Origin of the sequence: Paenibacillus sp. PvP094, assembly GCF_040546835.1 — a bacterium.
In the GTDB taxonomy this organism is placed as follows: Bacteria; Bacillota; Bacilli; order Paenibacillales; family Paenibacillaceae; genus Paenibacillus; species Paenibacillus illinoisensis.
In genome coordinates this window covers 661235-685190 of record NZ_JBEPOM010000001.1, presented here as the reverse complement: position 1 = coordinate 685190, position 23956 = coordinate 661235, and the positions used below count along the sequence as shown (strand labels likewise).

Below are 23956 nucleotides of genomic sequence, written 5' to 3'. Positions count from 1 at the left end.
CAAAAATGGTTTTATAATTATATTATGTGATTAACAGGAAGAACATATGATTTAACTGGGATTGTTACTGGTTATGCAGGCAAAACCTAAGCCATGAAAAGGATGCATCGTTTGTGCACCTTTCTTCAAGGCTTAGGTTTTTTGCGTGCAAAAAATCAAAGACCTGTCGTCAATAAACATGGGGGTGCAGAATATGAGTCATGAAAAGCTGGCCAAAGATATCGTTCAGCTGGTCGGTGGGGAGAAAAATGTCGTTTCTCTGGTGCATTGCGCAACACGCTTGCGGTTTGTATTAAAAGACGACGCCAAAGCCGACAAGAGCAAGTTGGAAAAATTGGATGGTATCATTGCCGTAAAGGAGAACGGTGGACAGTTCCAGGTTGTCGTTGGCAATACGGTACCCGAGGTATACAGTGCTATCGGAAAAGTGAGCAACATTTTGGATGATTCCTCACCCAAGGAAAAAACGGGTAAATCCGTCAAAGGTCTTGGTGGCATTATCGACGTGATTTCAAGCATTTTTGCTCCACTTTTGGGTGTCATGGCGGGAGCAGGGATTTTGAAGGGACTTCTGCTGATCGCCAGCAATGCAGGCTGGCTTGAAACAACGGACACAACCTATATTATCCTTTATGCTGCTGCAGATAGTCTGTTTTACTTCCTGCCGATGCTGTTAGCGGTTACAACTGCGCGGAAATTTCAAGGGAATGTTTTCGTTGCGCTGACCATTGCGGGCGCATTAATATATCCGACCATTATTACGCTGAAAAATGAAGGTACACAAACTGATTTCTTTGGCATTCCAGTAATTATGATGAGTTATTCATCGACTGTTATTCCCATCATCATATCGGTTATCGTGATGAGTTTGTTGGAGAAATGGTTCAGTAAAGTGATCCACCAGAGTGTCAAAAACTTCATTACGCCGCTGCTGCTCTTGGTCATCATGGTTCCGCTGACGCTAATTGCATTTGGACCATTCGGTGTATACGTAGGTAATGCCATCGCATCAGCTCTGGTTGCCGCATTTGGTTTCAGTCCTTTGCTTGCGGGAGCCGTTATGGGTGCAGGCTGGCAACTGTTCGTCATTTTCGGGGTGCACTGGGGCCTGGTGCCAATCTTCATCAACAATGTCGCGGTTCACGGCCGTGATGGCATTAAGCCTGCTGCAACAGCTTCAGTATTCGCTCAGACGGGAGCTGCATTTGGAGTCATGCTTAAAACGAAGAACAAAAAGCTGAAAACCCTTGCAGGGTCCTCCACGTTAACGGCTTTGTTCGGGATCACTGAACCGGCGATCTATGGGGTTACGCTTCCGCTGAAACGCCCATTTATCGCAGGTCTTATCGGAGGTGCGATCGGAGGCGCGATTATCGGGCAAGCGGGGACGCAAGCTTTCGCATCTGGTGCGCCGGGGTTGCTAACCCTGCCGATCTTCTACGGCCCGGGTGGTCAAGGTTTTCCGGGATTAATTATCGGAATTGTTGTTTCCTTTATCGTATCGGCCGTATTAACGTATATTATGGGCTTCGAAGATCCGGTGAGTGAAGAAGAGGACAAAGGCGCTACAGCCGAGAAAGCCGCTCAATTGGAACCCTCGACGCAGGCAGCAGACCAACTGGTGCTCAGTCCGATCCAGGGCAAAATCGTTAATCTGACGGAGGTTCCGGACCCGGCTTTTTCGTCCGGTGCTATGGGGCAGGGAATTGCCATTGAGCCAAGTGTAGGAAGAGTGGTAGCTCCGTTTGATGGTACGGTTACTGTGGCCTTCAAGAAAAAACACGCACTGGCTGTCGTATCCGACAGTGGTGCGGAAATATTAGTTCATGTTGGTGTGGACACCGTCAAATTGGATGGGCAGCATTTTGTCTCGCATATCAAGGAAGGCGATCGGGTGAATGCTGGAGATCTGCTGCTAGAGTTCGATATTGCCCAGATCAAGGCTGCCGGATATGCTACGGTAACGCCGATTATTGTGACGAACTCTGCTAATTACCAGCAAGTGCAGCTGGTTAAAGCAGAGGGAGAGGTTAATGCCCAAGATTCGCTGCTGAGCCTTTACGGTACAAAGTAACTTCATAAATACATGCATTTACCTTCTAAAAATGATTGGTCTTTGGTTCTATGAACCGAGGGCCATTTCTTATTTTTCGGCTAACAAACGTCATTTTGGTTCAAAAAAGTTCAAAACACTGATAAAGAACTGCTTTGTTATCCATTATTGAATCGTAGGATGCATTATCACACGCTGGCGATTTTCGGGTGAAATGACGTATTGTCAGGGAGCTTTGGATTTTGCATAATAACAATGCTTCACAGATGAGAGATGGAAGGAAGTAATGATCATGCTTGGCAAAATGAAGAGAATCTTAATCGGCAGACCGATGAAATCGGCTGAACTGGATGCAGAAAAGTTGGGGAAATGGAAGGCACTCGCCATCCTGTCCTCCGATGCGCTATCCTCTGTAGCCTATGGAACGGAACAGATTTTGCTGGTGCTCGTAGCGGCCGGATTTGCCGCCTTGTGGTATTCTGTGCCCATTTCCATCGCCGTACTCGGATTACTCGTCATTTTAATTTTTTCCTACCGTCAGACGATATTTGCTTATCCTACAGGTGGCGGTGCGTATATCGTAGCCAAGGATAATCTGGGGACAACATCCAGTCTGATTGCTGGAGGATCACTGCTGGTCGATTATATTTTAACGGTTGCTGTAAGTTCATCTGCAGGGACAGATGCCATCACATCGGCTTTTCCGGTACTTCATGATTACAGCGTAGTGATTGCATTAATAATGATTGTTTTTTTGACGATTATGAATTTGCGGGGGGTTACGGAATCGGCTTCCGTACTGGCCATTCCGATCTACCTGTTTATCTTTTCAATTGCGGTTTTGATTATATCGGGCGGCATTAAGTTTCTGACAGGCGGCATGGAAGCAGCCGCGCCTGAATTCGGAACAAGTCTGTCTCATGTGAGTATATTTCTGCTGCTGAAGGCATTCAGCTCCGGCTGTTCCGCTCTGACCGGTGTGGAGGCCGTCAGTAACGCCATTCCAAATTTCAAGCAGCCTGCTGAGAAAAATGCAGCTGGCACGCTGATGCTCATGGGATGCATTCTCGGGGTTATGTTTATCGGGATCACCTTGCTCGCCTTCGGTTACGGAGTGAAGCCGGATCCCCATGCTACGGTGATTTCACAGATTGCCGAAGCAACCTTCGGCAGAGGCTGGATGTATTTTATCATTCAAGGTGTGACGGCACTAATCTTGTTCCTGGCAGCGAATACGGCGTATTCCGCATTCCCGCTGCTGTCCTTCATGATGGCCAAGGACAAATATATGCCTCATATGTTTATGGTTAGGGGAGACCGGCTGGGCTTCTCGAACGGTATTATTTTCCTGAGTGTCATGTCCGCCTTGCTTGTTGTTGGATTCAAAGGAAATACGGAAAGCCTGATCCCGCTCTACGCGGTGGGTGTGTTTATCCCATTCACCCTGTCGCAGCTAGGCATGATGATTCGCTGGATCAAGGTTAAACCGTCCGGCTGGCAGATGAAGCTGCTGGTGAATACGATCGGTATGCTGACCACACTGTCGATCACATTGATCTTTATTTTCACCAAGTTCACGCAAACGTGGGTCATCTTTATCTTTTTGCCACTCGTTGTATATGTCTTCATGCGTATTCACCGCCATTACTGCAACATTGCAGATGAGCTGCGCATTGATATTAAGCTTGATAAGCCAGCGCAAAAAGGCAATACGATTGTCATTCCGGTAGCTGGTATTACGCGGGTGGTCATGAACACGATCAGTTATGCGCAGACGATGTCGGATCATGTGGTGGCCTTGTATATCGGATTCGATGATGAGTCCATCCGCAAGATGGAGCAGAAGTGGGAGGAATGGAACCCGGGTGTGCGACTGGTTGTTATCAAATCGAGATACCGCAGCATTATGGGCCCGCTGAAGAAATTCATCGATACCGTGGAGTGGAAAACGGCTGAGACCGACCACATCACGATTTTGATTCCGCAGTTCATCACCAAGCATTGGTGGCAAAATGTCCTGCATAACCAGACCAGCTTCATGATCCGGGCTTATCTGATTAATTATAAAGACGTGATTGTGACGACGGTACCGTATCATCTTAATCGATAGATTGCTGTGCCACTGCCTATTTGGCAGTGGCGACTTATCTGATTTCTACCGATTACTTAGCCTTTTCCATGTTATCGCGATTAGCCGATGATCTTCACTAATCAACAAGTTCATTTGGACATATTGTAGATTATTGTAAAAAAAGGATGAGGATATTACGGCATCCTCGTTAATATTTCGTTTACACAATGAACTGCAGCAATATCCCGGAATGGGGATTGCTGCGGTTTTTTCGTTCGTTTATAAGCCTCCAACCTGTCTATCTGAATGCTCGCTCATATGGTAAAGTCCCTTGTCCACGATTAACGTGAAGTTGATTCTGAGTGAATTCTGCTGTGACATTCGACTTTTACACTAGATAACGTGGTGTTGATGAAACTTAAGTACCATTCACACACCTAATGCGTAGACCAAGGGGGAAGAAATCCGATGAGTGAGCTTGATAACCGGATCAGCTTGCCCGCCGCCAGACGGCGCGTATCCGATACCAAAGAGCGCCGGACAGCTTCGCTGCGAGTACAGCGGATGCGGGAAAATCTGCTGGCCTATGGTTTCCTGGCACCATCGCTGCTTTTGTTTGCAGTGTTTCTGTTTTACCCGATGTTCAAGTCTGTTTATCTGAGCTTGCACTCCACTGATCCAACCGGCCAAATCGCGGCTTACGTGGGACTGGACAACTTCAAGGCCGTGTTTCAGTCGGGGCTGTTTTTGCAGGGCATGAAAGTAACGCTGCTGTTTGTCCTGTTCACGGTACCAACCGGTATACTGGCTGCCCTGATTCTGGCCGCACTGACTCACAACCGTTTCAAGGGCATGCGCTTGTTCCAGTTTGTGTTCTCTCTGCCTGTTGTATTATCGGTTGGTTCATCGGCCGTCATTTGGAAGTTCCTGTTCCACCCGACTCTGGGCATGTTGAATTATTTGCTTAGCAAGGTGGGCGTCGATCCAATCCCCTGGCTGACCAGTCCGGATTGGGCGCTAGTCTCCATTTCCATCATGACAATCTGGATGAATCTTGGATTCAATTACATTATCTTGTCCAGCGGATTGCAGGGCATCCCGGATGAGATCTATGAAAGTGCGAAGATTGATGGTGCAGGACCTCTGGTTACGTTTCGCAAAATCTCCATGCCACTGCTTTCACCAACGCTGTTTTTTGTCACAGTCGTTTCGGTTATCGGAGCCTTTCAGTCGTTTGGACAGATTAACATATTAACCCGTGGGGGCCCAATGGATAGTACCAATGTATTCGTCTATTCCATCTATCAGGAAGCCTTCGTGAATTTCCGCTTCGGAACGGGAAGTGCGCAGGCACTCATCCTCTTCGCGGTCATTATGCTGCTAACCCTGATTCAGTTCAAGTGGGTGGAAAGGAAAGTGCATTACCAATGAAGACACCGTGGACGAAATCGCTATTGTATATATTGCTTACCATCTGTGCGGCGCTAGTGCTGTATCCGGTGCTGTACACCTTTTTCATGGCTGTCATGACGCCTGAGGATGCCAGCGCCTATCCGCCGCATATCATTCCGCAGTCGATCGATTTATCCAACTTCACCGAGGTATTCGATATCGTACCAATTGGCTCGTTCATCGGAAATACATTCCTTGTTGCGGGTCTGACGATGCTTGGACAGCTGATAACAGCGAGTATGGCAGCTTATGCTTTTGCCAAAATGCAGTTTAAAGGGAAGAACATCATCTTCAGCATGTTCGTCGCAACGATGATGATCCCGTGGGAAGTCACCATGATTCCCAATTATCTGACCATCCGCAGTTGGGGGTGGCTGGATAGTTACCAAGGGCTCACCGTACCATTTCTGGCCACGGCATTCGGCACATTTTTGCTAAGGCAATTCTTCATGCAGCTGCCGAAGGAGCTGTTTGAGGCGGCGAAGATTGATGGATGCGGACATATCCGCTATTTTGTATCGCATGTTCTGCCGCTGTCCCGTCCTGCATTAGGAACGCTGGCGATCTATTCATTCCTGAATATGTACAATTCGTATCTCTGGCCACTGCTTGTAACCAACACTCCAGAGATGAGAACGGTACAGATCGGAATTTCGATGCTGGAGTTCCAGGAATCCACGGCGTGGAACCTGGTATTTGCCGGAACGGCGCTAGTTATCCTGCCGTCATTGTTGCTGCTTGTTTTCGGGTTGAAACAGCTTGTCCGCGGTATGGCTGCAGGCGCACTGAAGGGTTAGTTAAGTAAATATGTTGTGAATTCAGGTTGGCGGGTTTTGATACCAAGGAGCGAGTAAATAAGGCGCACTCTTAAGATCATTTATTGAGAAACTGCGAAAGTAGTGGAGGGGACGAAGTCGATTCTGAAGAAGCGAAGCGTTTGCGTTTAGCACCGGATTAACCCTATAAAGAGTGGAATAAAAGAATCCGGGGATAACAGCAATCAGAAGAACGATTCGTGACCGCAACGGCCACCTTGCAGAATTCCCAAGATTGATTTTTGAAATGAGCCACAAAAAAAGGAGAGAGATTATGCGTTTGAAAAAAAGAGGCACATTTGCATTGATGTTGGCTGCACTCATGTTGGTGATATCCGCCTGCGGCGGCAAAACAGAGACAAGCAGTCCGGTAAGTGGAGCTCAAGCGGATGCCGCATCTGCTGAACCCACTCAACTGACGTGGTGGCATTCCATGTCCGGAGCAGGGGAGAAAGCCATTAACCAGCTCGCTTCCGATTTTAATGCAAGCCATCCGGATATTCAGGTAAAAGCAATCTATCAAGGGAAATACGATGAGAGTCTAAACAAGCTGAAAGCATCCATGGGATCGGACAGCGGCCCGGACATCATCCAGGTATACGAGATTGGCAGCAAGTTTATGATTGATTCGGGCATGATCACACCAGTACAGAATTTTATCGACAAAGACAAGTTCGACCTGTCCCAACTGGAGCCGAATATCATCCGTTATTACACGATTGATGGCAAACTGAACGCCATGCCTTTCAACACCTCGAACCCGATTCTGTACTACAACAAGGATATGTTTAAGGCAGCAGGTCTTGATCCAGAGAATCCGCCGAAGACTTATGAAGAGTTTGAACAAGCAGCCAAAGCGCTGGCGAAAGACGGCAAGCCGGGTGCATCCATGGCGATCTACGGCTGGTTCATGGAGCAGTTCTTCGCCAACCAGAATGCAGATTATGTAAACAATGGTAACGGAAGAGATGGTGCTGCGACGGAATCTCTCTTGAATTCCGAAGCGGGTGTGAAGACGCTGACATGGTGGAAAAAGATGATTGATGAGAAGACTCTCTCCAATCTGGGGCGCAGCACAGATGATACAACGGCGGCATTTACCGCAGAGCAAATCGGTATGACACTGGATTCTACTGCTGGATTACGCAAAATTGTAGAAGGTGCTGGTGGCAAGTTTGAACTGGGGACAGGCTTCCTGCCTCGTCCGGCAGATGCCAAAGAAGGCGGCGTGGTTGTAGGTGGCGCAAGCTTGTATATCATGAACAACAAATCGGAAGCACAGCAGCAGGCTGCTTGGGAATTCATCAAGTACTTGGCGACACCTGAAGTACAAGCCAATTGGAGTGTTGCGACAGGATACTTCCCAATTACGACAGCAGCCTACGAACAGCAAGTATTAAAGGATAATATGGCGAAGTACCCGCAATTCCAGACAGCAGTCGACCAATTGCACGCTTCTGCTGATTCGACAGCAACATCCGGGGCTGTAATGGGCGTATTCCCGGAGGCTCGACAACTTGTCGAAGGAGCGATTGAGACAGTACTGAACGGACAAGGTACACCGCAAGAAGCACTCGATGCAGCTGCGAAACAAATTACAGACAAGATTGCCCAGTATAACAGTACCGTGAAGAAATAAGAAAAAGTGTAGTAATCGAACGGGATCATCCGTTAGGTACAGTATCGAAGTTTTATATAACAACACAGCGTATGCGGCGCTCTTGATGGAACGTCGCATCGTTTTGCTGTGTCTAAAAGCATGATCAAGATTCGGGTAAACACTTCTTTTTAAATTTAAATGGTATCAGTTTATGTCGAGAAAAATATTTGATTGAAACTGTATGTAATAATACCTAACTTAAAATAGTCAAATGCGCATGGTTTAATGATTATTTAGAGTCATAAAGTCACGTTTTTCATTAAAACGTGGTCCTATAATTGATTTTAAAACACTATTTATTAAAACTGTGTAAAGTATATGTACTAATTTATATCAAACGACAAGAATATGGTTTACATCATAAAGGAGTTCAGTTATCTTATATTTGAACCAATGTACAAGCTCTTTGAACAAATGATTGCAAATTCGAAACATGGGGGTAGGAAAAGGATGCATAGTAAGCAAATAAGGAGTTGGCTCAGATTATTCTTAGCCATGGTGCTGCTGATCACAGGGGCTATTCCGGCTGGGTTATTTAACAGCAAGGCAGCTGCTGCGGACGAGCCATTGACAGTTGCCCAGGCACAGGCTAAAAATTCTGACAAATCAATAGCAACTGTTGAGGGGTATGTTGTTGGTTACTACAACAGTGGGTCTTCTATCCAGTTAAGTCCTCCGTTTACTTCAGACACTAATTTTGCATTGGCAGATCGCCCTGATGAAACGGATTTAAGCAAAATGATGCCAGTTCAAGTCCCAACCAATGCTCCTCGTAGCACTTTTGGTTTACAAAGTAATACTGCCTTGTATCATTCCAAAGTTCGTATCAATAGCGCTTCACTTGAAACCTATTTTACGGTTAATGGAATTAAAAGCACCTCTTCCACCACCTTCCAACTGATTGATGAGACGCCTGAAACCAAGGTGGCAAACGTCACCGCTAATCCCTCCTCTGGTATGGTTCCAGCTGGAACAAAGGTTACTCTTGCAACAACCACAGTTGGTGCCGCAGTCTACTACAAGCAAAATGATGACACTGATTATCTCCCATACACCGTTCCCATTACAGTAAATGATGCAACTTATATTGAAACCTATGCAGCAAAAGACGGTCTAGAAAATAGTGATGTTACCAATTTCGATTATGCGATCGTGGATAATACGCCAATCTCCATCTCCAGTGCCAGGAACCAATCGGAGAACACCCCGGTTACCGTTCAAGGGATTGTGACCTACCGGGAAGAGTCTGGAGGCATGGCCAATCTGTACGTCCAGGATGAGAATGCAGGGATCGTCGTTCGAGGAACGGATTCCACAGTAGAGCCGGGAGACCGTATTGAAGCGTATGGCCCACTCACTATTTATAACGGTTTGCTTCAGATAGAGAAAGACAAGGCCGGGTTCCCAGGCGGTTATATCAAAATTCTGGACAAGAATCAAGAAATTCCAGCACCGATCACTCTGACATCCAAAGACTTCATGCCGGCTGAGGGCGGAGGCACGGGTGCAGGCGGTATTTTTGAGGGGATGCTTGTCGAAGTGAATGAAGTCACAGTGACAAGAAGCAGCAGTTCTACCTTCTATGCGACAGATGCCGATGGTGCAGAGATCACGATCTATGCGAAGAATAGTCCAACGGCACTGGCAGCAGGCAAAACATACGAAAAAGTGACAGGCGTCATGACGTATCACACAAGCTATGGCCTTGAGCTCATTCCACGTACAGCAGCAGATGTTGTCGAAAATCTGCTCTCCGTAACAGCCAGTGCTCCGTCCGGTGGTATTGTCAAAGGGTCAACCGTGACCTTATCCTCACCAACAGCAGGAGCGGAAATTTATTACACGGTTGATGGAACAGAACCAACCCAAACATCTACACTCTATAGTGGCCCGATCACAGTAGACGAAGATACGACTGTTAAAGCGATTGCCGTATCAGGCGGAAACACAAGTGATGTATATAGCTTTGCGTACACCGTTCTTCAGGAGCTGGACAACCTGAGAATCCACAATATTCAAGGAGCATCTCATAACTCCCTGTATGATGGTCTGGCTGTCCAAAATGTTGAAGGAATCGTGACTCATGTTGTCAATGCAAGTTCTTTCTATATGCAGGAGATTCCTGGCATGGAAGATGACGACATCAAAACATCTGAGGGTATCCTTATTTATAAATCCACTCATGGCATGGCGGTAGGCAACAAAGTCAGCGTATCCGGTCAAGTGAAGGAATATGCGACAGCAACGACCGAACTGGCGACAACCGAAATTGTGGCTACAACGATTACGATTGAAGGTGAAAATCAGACGCTGCCTGAACCTGTTGTCCTTGGGAAGAATGGCCGAATGATCCCTAACGTAATTGATTCCGATCAGTTTGGTGAGTTTAATCCCGATGTGGATGCAATCGACTTTTACGAGAGTTTGGAAGGCATGAGAGTACAGCTTGATCAAGCCACGATTATCGGTCCGTATTCCAGTGAACCAGGACTGGCAGTCGTAGTAGATAATGGTGAAAACAATCCGTTACAAACGCCTGCAGGAGGCGTCATTCTGACAGGAGATGGGGCCGAACCATTCGAGAGCTCCCTGAATCCACAGCGGCTGTTTATCAATAAAAAGCCATCTCAGGCCGTTAAAACAGGGGACAAGCTCGCGGATTCGGTCAAAGGTGTGATGACTTACGCTAATGGCAATTATAAGGTAGCTCCGGAAGGGGATTTGCCGGCAATTATTTCGAGTGACCTTAAACAGGCAACAACGGTAATTGAGCAAGCTGATGATAAACTGACAATTGCAACCTTCAACGTGGAGAATTTCAGTCAGAAGGATGCTGCAAGAGCAGTGAAAATCGGTGGTATTGTGGTCAACAACCTCAAGAATCCGGATATTATTGGCATCATGGAAGTACAGGATAACGATGGAGCAACCGACAGCGGAACAACTGCTGCGGATGCGAGCTTCCAGACTTTAATTGATGCAATTGCTAGTAATGGTGGTCCTACTTATAAGTACACGGATATTGCTCCGGTAAACAATCTGGATGGCGGGGCTCCGGGTGCCAACATTCGTGTAGGCTTCCTGTACAACGAGGCGCGTGTCTCCTTGAAACAAGGAACTAAGGGAGATGCTACAACAGCAATTGGGGTGGAATCGGATGGAACGCTGTCCCTGAATCCAGGGCGTATTGATCCAACAAACGATGCATTTGACAGCTCACGTAAACCTCTTGCAGCTGAGTTCGAATTTAATGGAGAACGAGTAGTCGTGATTGCGAATCATCTGAATTCCAAAGGTGGCGATCTGAAGCCTTACGGTAGTATTCAGCCTGCGACACGAAGCAGTGAAATTCAGCGTGCCAGACAGGCAGCGGCAGTGAATGGTTTTGTGAAAGAACTCTTAGATAAAGATCCTGACGTAAATGTAGCTGTTCTTGGGGATTTTAATGACTTCCAGTTCTCCAAGACTTTGAATATTATCGAAGGCAATGAACTGGACAATCTGGTGAATAAGCTGCCAGAAAATAAACGCTATTCCTACATCTATGACGGTAATTCACAAACACTGGACCACATTTTGGTGAGCAAAAATCTGTCTGAAACGGCAGCCATTGAAGTGGTGCATGTGAATGCGGATTTTGAAACAGCTGATGGACGCGTCAGTGACCATGATCCACTGCTTGCACAATTGAGCATTGGCAGCAGTGAAGAAGAGGGCGACCTCAACCTTCGTGTATTGCACACCAACGACACGCATGCGCACTTGGATAACATTCCGCGCCGGGTAACAGCTATCAAAGAAACACGCAACGATAACACCTTGGTGCTGGATGCAGGGGACGTATTTTCTGGAACCTTGTATTTCAATCTCTTCAATGGTCAAGCGGATCTGGAATTCATGAACATGATCGGATACGACGCAATGACCTTTGGTAACCATGAGTTCGATAAAGGCACAGGCGTGCTCAAGGAATTCATTGAGAAAGCAGAGTTCCCATTCGTAAGTGCCAATATCGACTTTACGAAGGATACTAACCTGGGCAGCTTATACAAAGGTACCATCGGACAACCAGCTGAGAATGCTGAGATCTATCCTGCTATCATTACGGAAGTGGACGACGAGAAGGTTGGAATCTTCGGCTTAACGACTACAGATACCGTATCCCTGTCCTCACCGGGAGATGATCTGAAATTTGAAAACTACATTGCAAGTGCACAAGCGACAGTTGCCATGCTCGAGCAAGAAGGCATTAACAAAATTATTGCATTGACCCATCTGGGGTACTCGGAAGACCTGAAGCTGGCAGAAGCCGTGGAAGGCATCGACATTGTAGTGGGTGGTCACTCCCATACGATTCTAAGCGAGCCAGTTGTGGTCGAAGCTCATGCTGAACCGATTCTGGTTGTCCAAACGGGAGAATATGATGTGTCCCTGGGCCAACTGGATGTCACGTTCGATGCAGAGGGTGTGTTGAAAACGTGGAACGGCAAATTGCTGAGCCTCGATGCGAAAGATTCAACAGGTAACTATGTATACAAAGATGACCCGGCAGCAAAAGAAAAGCTGGCAGAATATGCACCACTGCTGGAAGATTTCAAGAAAGAAGTCATCGGCAAAACGAACGTATTCCTCGATGGAGAACGTGGTAACGTGCGTAAGCAGGAAACCAACCTGGGTAACCTGATGACAGATGGTATGCTGGAAAAAGTGAAATCCATCGTTAAGGAAAACGATGTGAAGGGATATGTGGCCATCCAAAACGGCGGCGGTATCCGGGCATCGTTCCAGAAAGGTGACATTACGTTGGGCGATCTGCTCACCGTTATGCCATTCGGTAACAATCTGTCTGCACTGAAAATGACAGGTAAGGAAATTACAGCTGCACTCGAAAATGGTGTGAGTGGTGTGGAGACGGGAGAGGGACGCTTCCCACAAGTATCGGGCATGCGCTTCTACTATGATTCCACCAAACCGGGCGAGAAAATTGATTCTGCGACCAATACCGTGACGCAAGAAGGTCAACGCGTAGTGAAAGTGCAAATCAAAAATGCGGATGGTACGTACACGGATATCGATCCAAACGGATATTACATCGTGGCAACGAACTCCTTTATGGCGAATGGGGGAGACTTCTACCGCTCCATGAGAGTAGCGAAGGATGCCAACCGATTCTACGAACTCAACCTGGTAGACTATGAGGTCTTCCATGAGCATCTGGATCGAGTGGGTGTAGTCAATCAGACAACAGAAGGACGCAGTACGGATCTGAAAGGATCTCCGCTTCCAGGTGACGGAAATGGAAGCAATCCTGGGAATGGCGGTGGCAACAATGGCAGCAATCCGGGCAGTGGCAATAGTGGTGGAGGCACAACGACACCAACAACACCGGTAACGCCAACCAATCCGACCACTCCAACGACACCAACAACGCCATCAGTTCCGGGTAATGGAAATGGCGGAACGCCAACACCGAACCCGGGCGTCATTCTGAAGGATATCGGTAATCACTGGGCAGCAGCTGCAATCGAGCAGGCCATTTCCCGGGGAATTGTGAACGGATATGCAGACGGTAATTTCCGTCCTAATGCTTCGGCTACACGTGCTGAATTTGTAGTAATGCTTGCAAGAGCATTCGAGCTTCCAGCCAGCAGCAAGGCGGTAACGTTCAAGGATGCTGAACAAATCCCGGCGTGGGCACAATCGTTTATAGCTCAGGCGGTTGAGCAAGGCATTATCAGCGGATATACGGATGAGACATTCCGTGCATCAGGCAAAGTATCACGTGTGGAAATGACAGTCATGCTGGTAAGAGCGCTGGGACTTCCGATCGAATCCAATGCAACGTTAAGCTTCACAGATGCAAATCAAGTTCCGGCATGGGCAGTTCCGTACATTGCAGCAGCTTATGAAGCCGGATTGATTAAGGGCACAGGCAATAACAGGTTTAATCCGCTTGCGAATGCAACCCGTGCAGAAGTGGTGACGCTGCTGATGTCGGCAAGTGAGCTAAACTAGAATCTGTATTAAAGAAATGATGCATCGCAAGCAGAACAAGTCAGGTCAGGTTTGTTCAAATCCCTACAAATCACAAAAGAGTTTAACTTCTAGCACTTGATTAAACGGCTTGCAGATCATAATATGCAAGCCGTTTTTTACTATTTAATTACTGTTCATTTTCGCCATCAGCGAGTATAGTAAACAGGATTATATTGGAAGGGGTGATGATATGGAGGATCAACCGATCTTGCTCGCATTGGTTGCCATAATCGCGGGGATTTTCAGCATGTTGGGCGGTATGAAAAATTGGGATTGGTTCATGAGTACCTTTCAGGCAGGACTTTTCGTGAAAACGATTGGACGACAGGCAGCAAGGGTAGTCTATGGCATTTTGGGTATAGTACTCATTACAATTGGTGTGTTATTGTTACTTATCGGATAAGGTAGTAGTTCAGTTCAAAGTATACCTACATAGCTCCATTAGAAGTACATCTCAAATGAGATCTAGCCTTAACGAAAACAGTTTGCTCGAATTCCAGAAAAAAGCTGCATTTAAAAAGACCACCGAAAAATTCGGTGGTCTTTTTTCCAAATTGAGGTTGATTCAACTCGATCTGGTTTAATTATCTTTTAAATCGTTAATGGAATTGATGTCCATGTAGGCTGGTACAACCAGACCTGTTTTGGCACCGTCCATATTCGGACCCAGATCATCGATCTGATCCTTATACTTGTTGTAATAATCTGATGAAGTAAGTGGCAACCATGCGGCTGGCGTAGCATCTACATCACCGTTGGCGATGCCCGTCCACATTGGACCGATTTCAACTTGAAGGGAAGTTACATTGTAACCGAGTTTTTCCTTCAGAACATACTCCAGCAAGTTGGTACTTGCAATTTCGGAGTCCCAGGCCACATAACTTAGTTTGATGGATTCGCCATTCACTGGAGTCAGACCTTTGGTCCACTCAGACACTTGGTCACTATGCTTCTCTGCATAAGCAGCAGCAGCTTGCTGAGCGTCTTCTCCATTTTGAATAGCGATCATCATTTCACCCATCTCTTCAGTTGTCCAAGAGAAGCGATCCAGGAATTCATAAGCGACAGGTTTGTCTTCCTTTAACCCTTTACGGGCAATCGTATGAATCTGTTCGGCTTCACCGTAGACACCTTCCGGATCCTCCAGGTATTTCAGGTCGTATGCGTTGAACATCCAATGTGGTGTCCAGCCAGTAACGATAACCGGTTCCTTATTCTTAACAGCTTTATCCAGCGTAGCTGTCATTGCGGCTCCTGAACCTTCAACCAGTTTCCAGTTGGACAGACCGTATTTCTCAATGGCACTTGCTGTGGATCTCATAATGCCTGCACCTGGATCGATACCGATGATCTGATGGTTCACTTCATCACCTACATTGGCATTCGCCGTTGGCGCGGAGGAAGCAGCACCGGTTTCCAGATCTTCAATCGAATTCACGTCCGTCATGTATGAAGGAACCACGAGACCGGTACGTACACCTGTCATGTTGGCTCCGAGATCATCCACCTGGTCTTTGTAACGTTCCCAGTAGTCAGCGTGCGTGAGTGGCAGCCAAGCTGCTGGAGAAGCATCTACGTCGCCTGAGGCAACACCCGTCCACATCGGTCCGGCTTCTACTTGCAGAGCATTAACTTTATAACCCAGTTTGTTTTCCATCACATATTTCAGCAGGTTGGTACTTGCGATTTCGGAATCCCAAGCCACATAGCTAAGTTTGAATGCATCACCGTTCACTGGAGTCAGACCTTTGGTCCACTCAGCAATCTGATCCGCATGTTTCTCAGCATATGCTTTAGCTGCTTCTTCCGGGGATGTGCCATCCTGAATAGCAGTCATCATTTCACCCATTTGATCCGACGTCCATTGGAAACGGGACAGGAATTCGTAAGCAACAGGGTGATCTTCTTTCAGACCTTTACGGGCGATGGTATGAATTTCTTCCGCATCACCGAAGGATTTCTCAGGGTCTTCCAGATATTTCAGATCATATTTGTTGAACATCCAGTGCGGTGTCCAACCTGTAATAATGATTGGTTCCTCATTTTTGATCGCTTTGTCCAGCGTAGCCGTCATGGCTGCACCAGAGCCTTCAATAAGAGTCCAGTCAGTCAGTTTATAGTCTTCGATCGCTTTGGCAGCAGATTTCATGATCCCTGCACCTGGGTCAATACCAATGATCTGGTAATTGACTTCTTCACCTACAGCATTGGCTGCTGTGTTGTTACCGCCGGCAGAAGTAGTCCCGCCCGTGAAGTATTGGGAGAAACCGGCAACCAGCACTACAAGTGTAGCTGCTGCGGTAATCCAAGCTTTCTGTTTAGAAGATACACGAGAGGTCTTTTTCCGACCAGGCATAAACAGATTTTGCGTGAAACGGTCGAGTACAATCGCGAGTACCACAACAGCGAGACCTGCTTCGAAACCTTTACCAATTTGAAGCTGTGTTACCGCACGATATACTTCCGCACCAATACCCTGTGCACCGATCATGGATGCAATGACAACCATGGACAGCGACAGCATAATCGTTTGGTTGATCCCCGACATCACGGTAGGCAAGGCGAGTGGAAGCTGTACCTTGAACAGCTTTTGCATGGATGTTGAACCAAACGCATCAGCAGCTTCAACCAGTTCGCCGGAAACCTGTTTGATCCCCAGATGAGTCAGGCGAATGGTTGGCGGAATCGCGAAGATAACTGATGCGATAACACCTGGAACGACACCGAGACTAAAGAAGGTTACGGCTGGCAGCAAGTAGACAAATGCAGGCATTGTCTGCATGAAGTCAAGCAGCGGTGTAATAATCCGTGCTGCAGTTTTGCTGTATGCCAGCCAGATTCCGACTGGAACACCAATCAGGATGGAGATCAATCCAGATGTAATAACCAGACCGAGTGTGTCCATAGATTGGGACCAGTATCCCAAGTTATCCACGAGCAAGAATCCGATAACCGTAAATAGTGTCAATGGGAGGCGACCCACGAGAAACGCTAGAACACCCAGTATCGCAATGAACAGGAGCGGATGCGGGAGCATGAACAACCCGGAGAAGAATCCGACTACTTCCTGAATAACAACAGAGATTACATTAAACAATCCGGAGAGCGAGGAACTCATCCAGTCAACGATGGATTCAATCCACGATGCTAGTGGTATTTTGGGAATCATTCACAAGTTCCTCCTTTACTGCAACTTCACCGCTAAGCGCACCCAGCAGGGCACCGCGGACGATAACACCTTGCAGACGGCCATTCTCACCAACAACCGCGAGAGGCACATGGGCTGAACTTACCATTTCGAACAATTCATGAATCAGGGTCTCAGGCGCCACAGTCGGCCCGTCCGTGATCAGAATGTCATTCAATACTTTATTTTCACGCATCGCACGGGTCGCATCTTCTGCTGTAATGACACCAAGCAATTTTTTCGAACGGTCAATGACAAACAGGTTGGAAATACCACGTTCGCGCATTAATTCGAGGGCAACACGAGGACCACGGTCAAGCGTAATTGTTTCAGGGCGCCTCATAACATGTGATGCGGTGAGGACTTTGGACAAATCCACGTCTTCGACGAAGCGGGCCACATAAGAGTTGGCCGGTTGAATCATAATTTCTTCCGGAGTACCGATCTGCACGACAGCGCCGTCCTTCATGAGGGCAATACGATCACCGATGCGCAGCGCTTCGTCCAAGTCATGGGTAATGAAAATAATCGTCTTTTTCATTTTATCCTGAAGCTCAATCAGTTCATCCTGCATATCCCGGCGGATCAGTGGATCTAGTGCACTGAACGCTTCATCCATTAAAAGTACTTCCGGGTCATTGGCAAGCGCACGAGCCAAGCCGACACGCTGCTGCATACCACCACTCAGTTCATCTGGCATCTTATCTTCCCAGCCTTTGAGACCGACCAGTTCAAGTGAGGTTTTCGCTTTTTCTCGTCGAACAGCTTTGTCCACCTTTTGGACTTCAAGTCCATACTCCACATTATCAAGAACGGTACGGTGCGGGAACAACGCAAATTTTTGGAATACCATGCTGATTGTTTTCCGGCGTACTTCGCGCAATTGTTCTTTGTTCATTTTACGTAGATCCTTGCCATGAACGAGAATTTCACCGGATGTTGGTTCAATCAGTCGATTGAACATTCGAACCAGTGTGGATTTACCACTTCCTGAAAGTCCCATGATGACAAAAATCTCACCTTGCTTAATTTCCATGTTGACCCGGTTGACACCAACCGTTATCTGTTTTTCTTTGGCCAACTTTTCTTTTCCCCAACCTTGCTCCAGTAATTGCAGACCTTGCTCGGTTTGGGGGCCAAACAGTTTACTTACATTTTTTACTTCAAGTATGGTCATGTTTTCACCCCTTCTGATGTGTTGTGCACTTCGAACGGCTTTCAGCATCCACAAGCCCATACACTTGTGCGCCCAGCCACGAAATCCGGTAATTGTTGCTTCGCTTCCCGTCTTTCTGGGTAACGTTTTGTATTGTATCAATACTTAACCAGTATATCAACTGAATAAACAGTACATAATGTTTGTACAGTAAAAACTGTACAAAGTTTTCCGTCCGAATGCTCTGTTTTACTCCTTATTCTGCCTAATGAGGCGGCTTTACATTTGATATTGCTTTTCCTACAATAGACAATGAGCTAATTTAAGCTGTTTTTTGGTTAAAGATAGTCGTAGGCAGATGCAACCTGGTAAGGTTCCATTTTTCATACATTGGGTGAACGAAAGCCCTCTGGCATATAGGATGTCCGGCCGGATGCTTTCCCATGTAAGCAGGATCTTGTATGGTTGCAATTATTTGTGCCAAGACTGGGAATGTTCAGAATGGAGGTTGCAAGCATGGGCTTGGACCATTTACAAGAAGAACAGCAGGCAACCGTTCTTAGAATCCGTAAACGCGTCATTGAAGCTATCGGACGTAATATGGATCTATACGGCGTTACGCTGTCCACGGGACACTTATATGGATTGCTTTTTTTTGCAGACAAACCAATGACCCTTGACGATATGGGCCGGGAAATGGAAATGAGCAAAACGAGCATGAGTACCGGCGTACGTACACTGCTGGATCTGAAGATGGTAAATAAGGTATGGAGCAAGGGCTCTCGGAAAGACCTATATGAAGTGGAGTATGACTGGCATCAGACGTTTACGGATTATTTTGCAATTAAATGGAGAAAAGCGGTGGAGAGTAACCTTCAGGTGCTGCGCAAGTCCGTTGAGGAGCTGAATCGTTTGATTAAAGACCTGGACGAGCAAGCAGATGCCGAACTTCTTCACATTCTAAAGGTAGACAAAAATAAAGTGTTGCAAGCGGAAGCATATTACAAATGGTTGGACCGACTGATCGACACCATGGAAGATGAAGAAATCTATAAGCTGGTTCCGCGGGAAGAGATTCAAGATAACTCTTAAGCAGAACCCAAAAGGCGCTCTCCTATTTGGAGGCGCCTTTTTGCTGTGTATTTATAATGAAGAAAAAAATCAGGTTTGGTTCCAAATTAATTAGAATTGCCCGATCAGTCCGGCATGAGAGAGGGCCGCATGCTGCTCTGCGATGTGTATAAGTTCATCCATAATCCGGTGACGTCCCGAAGGTGTCCAGCTCATCATTAGCCAACTTGAAATATCATGTACATTGCCACCAAGTACAGCAGGCGAACGATTCCATGAAGACGTCTGTTTTAACCGCCGCAGCAATTTTTCGCTGGCAGGATGCATGGAGAGACGATGGATGAACAAGTGATCCGTATCCAGCAAAGGGATGCGTTCAGCAGGGTAATCGACCCACTGGTGTTCTGGCGGAGCAATCTGTGCAGGTTGCAGCCCCAATTCGGTATACAACAAATGACTCAGGGGATGATTGATCGTACCCTGCAGCCGAATCATTGGAGGCTTAACCTCTACAAGTGTAACCCGTTCATGGTCAAAAAACTGTTGCAGACGTTTGCCCACATCCAGCGTTCTAAATTCAAGCTGTTTGAAATGATCCAAGGCTTGTTTTTCCCGTCCAACCAGCTCGGCAATACGGGAATGAATTTGTTTCCAGTCCTGGACAGGCTCAAGGAGGACGGTTGGCGCAATACTTTTCAGTTTATCGTGATAGGGTTCATGGTGTGTGTCGGCAATAATCAGATCAGGCTTCGATTGGCGAAGCTTGTTGAATTGCAATGTGAGCTTATGCTGGTGTTCGTTCTCGCTCAGTTCCTGATCTGTGAATCCGTTTAGCGTCGCAATCGCTTCTAGCCCCAGGGAAGACAAGTTATGTTCCAGGCCCAGAACGGAAGCCGTTGCTACTCGTAATTGTTCTCTCTTCATATATATACTGGGTGAGATACCGACAGCCTGTTTAAATTTGCGATTAAAATAATACTCATTGCCATAACCTACAGATTCAGCGACCTCTTTAATTGAACATCGATCCTGCTGCAATTGTTGTTTGGCTTCTTCAATCCGCAGTCGATTCAGGTAATCTGTTGGTGACATGTCCTTGGCCTTCTTGAAGCTGCGGGAGTATGAGCTCGGAGTCAGGCCGGCGATCTTGGCCAGCTGGTCCATACTTATGCCTTCACCCATGAATCGGTGCATATACATAATGCTTCGCTCCAGGGCAGGGTCAACCTTCTCATGATTGGCTTCTAGACGATTCTCAGAAATGTACTGCAACAACTCGTGGAGCTGAGTGTGTATATTAATAAAATGCTCCTGCTGAACGCCCTGATAGGCTGTATATAATTGTTCCATGCGCGCGACCATCTGCTGCTCATGACGAACAGGCATAGGACCCGTTGACCATTGGAAGGGGAGGCAGGGATTAGAAGTCATCTTCCATTCACCACGCACTTGCTTCAACTGGACTGTGTTCATCGATAGGAGAATGCATTCCGTAATACCGGAGCGGGAGGCAGCCTCAATCGTGGTCCCCTTTTCCAGTACAAATAGTTGATGGGCGCGGGCTTTATGTAATTGATCATTAAGAACCAGGACACCTTCTCCTTGCAAAACAAGACACAGCATAGGCCGGGAAACCGTCTTGCCATGCACACGGAAATTCTCCCCACAGCGTACACGGCACATGGAAGAGAGGAGTGGTAGAGTTGACGTTTCAGAAATGAAGGGAAGCTGTTCATTCATACGGACCATCCTTTTGTCTCATTTTTTTAATGATAACAATTATCATTCTCATATGGAAGACGTTTTTCAAAAATAGTTGTGAACATATAAAAAAGAGGATACCGGGAGCCGCAGGGCTGCAAGGTAATCCTCTTTATTTAATAAGAAATTTAGTTTGGTGTTACCAACAGAATGTCGTCCAGGAATACTTCACTTAACACTTTATTACCTGATCCATTCGCCTGGATATGATACAAACGATAGAGGTCTTTCGCATTAATGTAGAAGATGCCTGGTACGTCATCTCTGAAATGGAAGGTATCCCATTCATACCCGACCAGTTTGGTTACTTTGAGTGTCGAACTTACAGCGTAGAGGCCATTGTCGCCAGAAATGTAGGCAAGTGTTGCTGTGCCATTGGACAGCTGATCCCCAACGTAATTGACGTTAGTCAAATTTAGATTGGTCGTTTTGGTGACCTTGCTGCCAGATACGGTTTTTGCGTACGCTTTTTTGTCTGCATCAATGATAACTGCCTTGTCTGTGCCAAGTGCACTTACTTCTCGGATGCTTTTGCTATGAAGCTGGAATGTCTTGCCTGAAGTTGTAAGGGCAAAAGCTTTGCCTGTTGCGTAGTTGTAATCCTTGCTGCTGTCCAGGCTGATTCCTTTGTTATACACGTAAAACGAACTGCTCCAGCCCCCGGAATATACTGCATTTACGTCCAGCTTGGCTTTTGGATTCACAGCACTTGCCTTGCCTGTACTGTAGTTCACGGTGTACATGACCACAGCATTGGTGGAGTAGTAGGTTTCATAAGGATTGGTGTTAACCATCAGTTGCAGTTTGTTTTTTGCCGAATTCATAAAATAAGTGCTTTCCACTGCGCCTTCAGCAATCCGTTGTACAGTTCCGCTGCCATTTGTAGCTTTGGAGACGATCCAGGTATTGCCGTTAACGAGGGCGTTGTAATAAACGCGGCCCTTAATGACGGCGAGCAGCGGGAAATCCGTATCTGCTTTGTCCGCGATCTTTTTAACGGAAGTTGGCTCACCATCACCACTCGCACGATAGATTGAACCTTTCGCATCCATGTAATATATGAATCCGTTATCCGTATCGTAACGCAGAACGTCGGTTGCAAACGTCTCGGCGGTATCGCGCGATCCGTCATTGGGGACCCGAAGCAGTGTTGTGGAAGTTTCAGTTGAAGTGTAGAAGAGGTGAGAACCTGCCGCTACAAGGTCCACACCCTGAAAATCAAGTAAAACTTCTGTCGTATTGCTGCCATCTCTGGATACTTTGTACAATACACCGTCCGAATCGTAATACACAGTAGATTGATTGAGGGAAGCTGCCTGTGCTGCATTACCTCCGCCCAATATTGCTGCAGTGATCAGTGTAAACAACAGAAAAGTACTGATCTTGCGCTGCATGCCTGTAAACCATTTGCTCATGTCTCCATCGACACCCTTCATCCATATGTATGTAGTTCGTTTCTTAAATTATATCGGTAAACTAGGGAAAAATTGTTATATCTCAGCTGCCTGATGCCCGCAGTTTGAAATTGAATTTCACGCTATCCCAAGCCTTGAATCCATTTTCGAATGTTGCTGCCATTCCTTTTCCAAAGCATTCACCACGAGTCTGCTGCATGATAACATTGCGCTTAACCAAAGTAGAGGAGTGATTTCATATGTTGAAGATCGCTATTATTGGATTTGGAAATGCGGTAGTAAATTATCATCTGCCTTATCTGGAGAGAAGAGAGCAGATCCAGGTGAAGACAATCTACCGACGTGAGGAAGACCGGCTGGGGGACACGGAGCGAGAGGGCTACTACCCTGAAATTACGTTTACTACAGTCCTTAACGATATACTGTATGATCCAGATATCGAACTGATTGTTGTTGCGACTCATGTGGACAGTCATGTTGAATACGCCAAATTGGCATTGGAACATGGCAAACATGTTTTGGTCGAGAAGCCGTTTGCCTCAACTTCGGCTGAAGCCAAGGAGATTTTTGAACTGGCGGAACGTAAACATCTTATCGCGATGGCGAACCAGAACCGCAGGTATGATGGCGACTTTCTTACTTTGAAAAAAGTGATCGAGAGCGGCAAGCTGGGCAATATTGTGGAGATCCAGTCCCACTATGATTATTTTCATCCGCAGTACAGTCGCAAAGGGTTTGGGTTGCTGCATGGTTTGGCGGTGCATACCATTGATCAGTTAATATCGTTATACGGTGAAGCAGACCGGATTGATTATGATGTCCGAAGTCTGGTGGCGCCTGGGGAATCGGATGACTATATCGATATTGATTTCCGGTACGGCCAGATGAAAGCGACCATTAAGTGCAGCCTGCTTGTCAAGATCGAACATCCGAAATTTATCATACACGGAGACCGGGGCAGTTTTGTGAAGTACAGCAGTGGTCATCAATCGAAGAATGGAGCCGGACCAACATCGGTATCCTATGACATTGAACCCGAAACGAATTGGGGAACTTTGAGTTATGTGGACGAGAAAGGGGAGTCCCATATGGAGAACGTACCATCTGAAGTGACGGACTATGGCATTTTATATGAGAAATTGCTTGAGGCTATCCGTCATCACGGTGAGAAGCCCGTCAAGGATCATGAGGTTTTATATGTACTGGATATTTTGCATGATGGAGTCGAAGCCGCGAAAAAGGCCAGATGATTGGATATAAAGAAGAGGAGCGAAACAAC

General features: G+C 46.7%; 13 protein-coding genes. 9 read left to right on the top strand and 4 right to left on the bottom strand.

All coding sequences use genetic code 11. From position 1 onward, the window contains the following. The first annotated feature begins 193 nt into the window (after positions 1–193). The 7 genes from ABIC22_RS03360 to ABIC22_RS03330 all read left to right on the top strand — a co-directional run bounded on the left by ABIC22_RS03360 (position 194) and on the right by ABIC22_RS03330 (position 14490). Positions 194–2074, top strand: coding sequence for a beta-glucoside-specific PTS transporter subunit IIABC (locus ABIC22_RS03360; protein WP_354478233.1), 1881 nt, complete (start codon positions 194–196; stop codon positions 2072–2074). A 271-nt stretch (positions 2075–2345) separates the two neighbouring features. Then, complete coding sequence (locus ABIC22_RS03355; protein ID WP_127538171.1) at positions 2346–4163, top strand: APC family permease; 1818 nt, start codon at positions 2346–2348, stop codon at positions 4161–4163. A 429-nt stretch (positions 4164–4592) separates the two neighbouring features. Continuing rightward, positions 4593–5555 (top strand): carbohydrate ABC transporter permease, encoded by a 963-nt coding sequence (locus ABIC22_RS03350; protein WP_354478229.1) that lies wholly within the window; start codon positions 4593–4595, stop codon positions 5553–5555. Next, positions 5552–6373, top strand: a complete 822-nt coding sequence (locus tag ABIC22_RS03345) for a carbohydrate ABC transporter permease (protein WP_193723053.1) — start codon at positions 5552–5554, stop codon at positions 6371–6373. The genes ABIC22_RS03350 and ABIC22_RS03345 overlap by 4 nt, the downstream gene beginning before the upstream one ends. A 292-nt stretch (positions 6374–6665) precedes the next feature. Continuing rightward, a complete protein-coding gene (locus ABIC22_RS03340) occupies positions 6666–8030 on the top strand; it encodes an ABC transporter substrate-binding protein (protein ID WP_354478225.1) in 1365 nt (454 codons plus the stop codon). A 471-nt stretch (positions 8031–8501) separates the two neighbouring features. Next, positions 8502–14066, top strand: a complete 5565-nt coding sequence (locus ABIC22_RS03335) for an S-layer homology domain-containing protein (RefSeq protein ID WP_354478222.1) — start codon at positions 8502–8504, stop codon at positions 14064–14066. Positions 14067–14277: 211 nt separating this feature from the next. Next, on the top strand, positions 14278–14490 hold the full coding sequence (locus ABIC22_RS03330) for an immunity 17 family protein (protein WP_127538176.1): 213 nt from the start codon (positions 14278–14280) through the stop codon (positions 14488–14490). A 177-nt stretch (positions 14491–14667) separates the two neighbouring features. Here ABIC22_RS03330 and ABIC22_RS03325 read toward each other — a convergent pair whose 3' ends face one another. Together ABIC22_RS03325 and ABIC22_RS03320 are read right to left on the bottom strand one after the other, a co-directional pair. Continuing rightward, complete coding sequence (locus tag ABIC22_RS03325) at positions 14668–17256, bottom strand: glycine betaine ABC transporter substrate-binding protein (RefSeq protein WP_354478219.1); 2589 nt, start codon at positions 17254–17256, stop codon at positions 14668–14670. Beyond that, entirely contained in the window at positions 17222–18451 is a 1230-nt protein-coding gene (locus ABIC22_RS03320) for a quaternary amine ABC transporter ATP-binding protein (RefSeq protein WP_127538178.1), read from the bottom strand. Before ABIC22_RS03320 ends, ABIC22_RS03325 begins: the two co-directional genes overlap by 35 nt. Positions 18452–18946: 495 nt before the next feature. Here ABIC22_RS03320 and ABIC22_RS03315 point away from each other — a divergent pair, with 495 nt between their 5' ends. After that, complete coding sequence (locus tag ABIC22_RS03315; protein ID WP_095289047.1) at positions 18947–19522, top strand: GbsR/MarR family transcriptional regulator; 576 nt, start codon at positions 18947–18949, stop codon at positions 19520–19522. Positions 19523–19612: 90 nt separating this feature from the next. Here ABIC22_RS03315 and ABIC22_RS03310 read toward each other — a convergent pair whose 3' ends face one another. Both ABIC22_RS03310 and ABIC22_RS03305 read right to left on the bottom strand, forming a co-directional pair. Further along, entirely contained in the window at positions 19613–21241 is a 1629-nt protein-coding gene (locus ABIC22_RS03310) for a helix-turn-helix domain-containing protein (protein ID WP_354478215.1), read from the bottom strand. Positions 21242–21390: 149 nt separating this feature from the next. Further along, positions 21391–22677, bottom strand: coding sequence for a DUF5050 domain-containing protein (locus ABIC22_RS03305; protein ID WP_354478213.1), 1287 nt, complete (start codon positions 22675–22677; stop codon positions 21391–21393). Between the two features lie 239 nt (positions 22678–22916). Between ABIC22_RS03305 and ABIC22_RS03300 the strand changes: the two genes are divergently transcribed. Next, positions 22917–23927: a Gfo/Idh/MocA family oxidoreductase gene (locus ABIC22_RS03300; RefSeq protein WP_354478210.1), complete on the top strand. Its 1011-nt coding sequence runs from the start codon at positions 22917–22919 to the stop codon at positions 23925–23927. Positions 23928–23956: the final 29 nt, after the last annotated feature.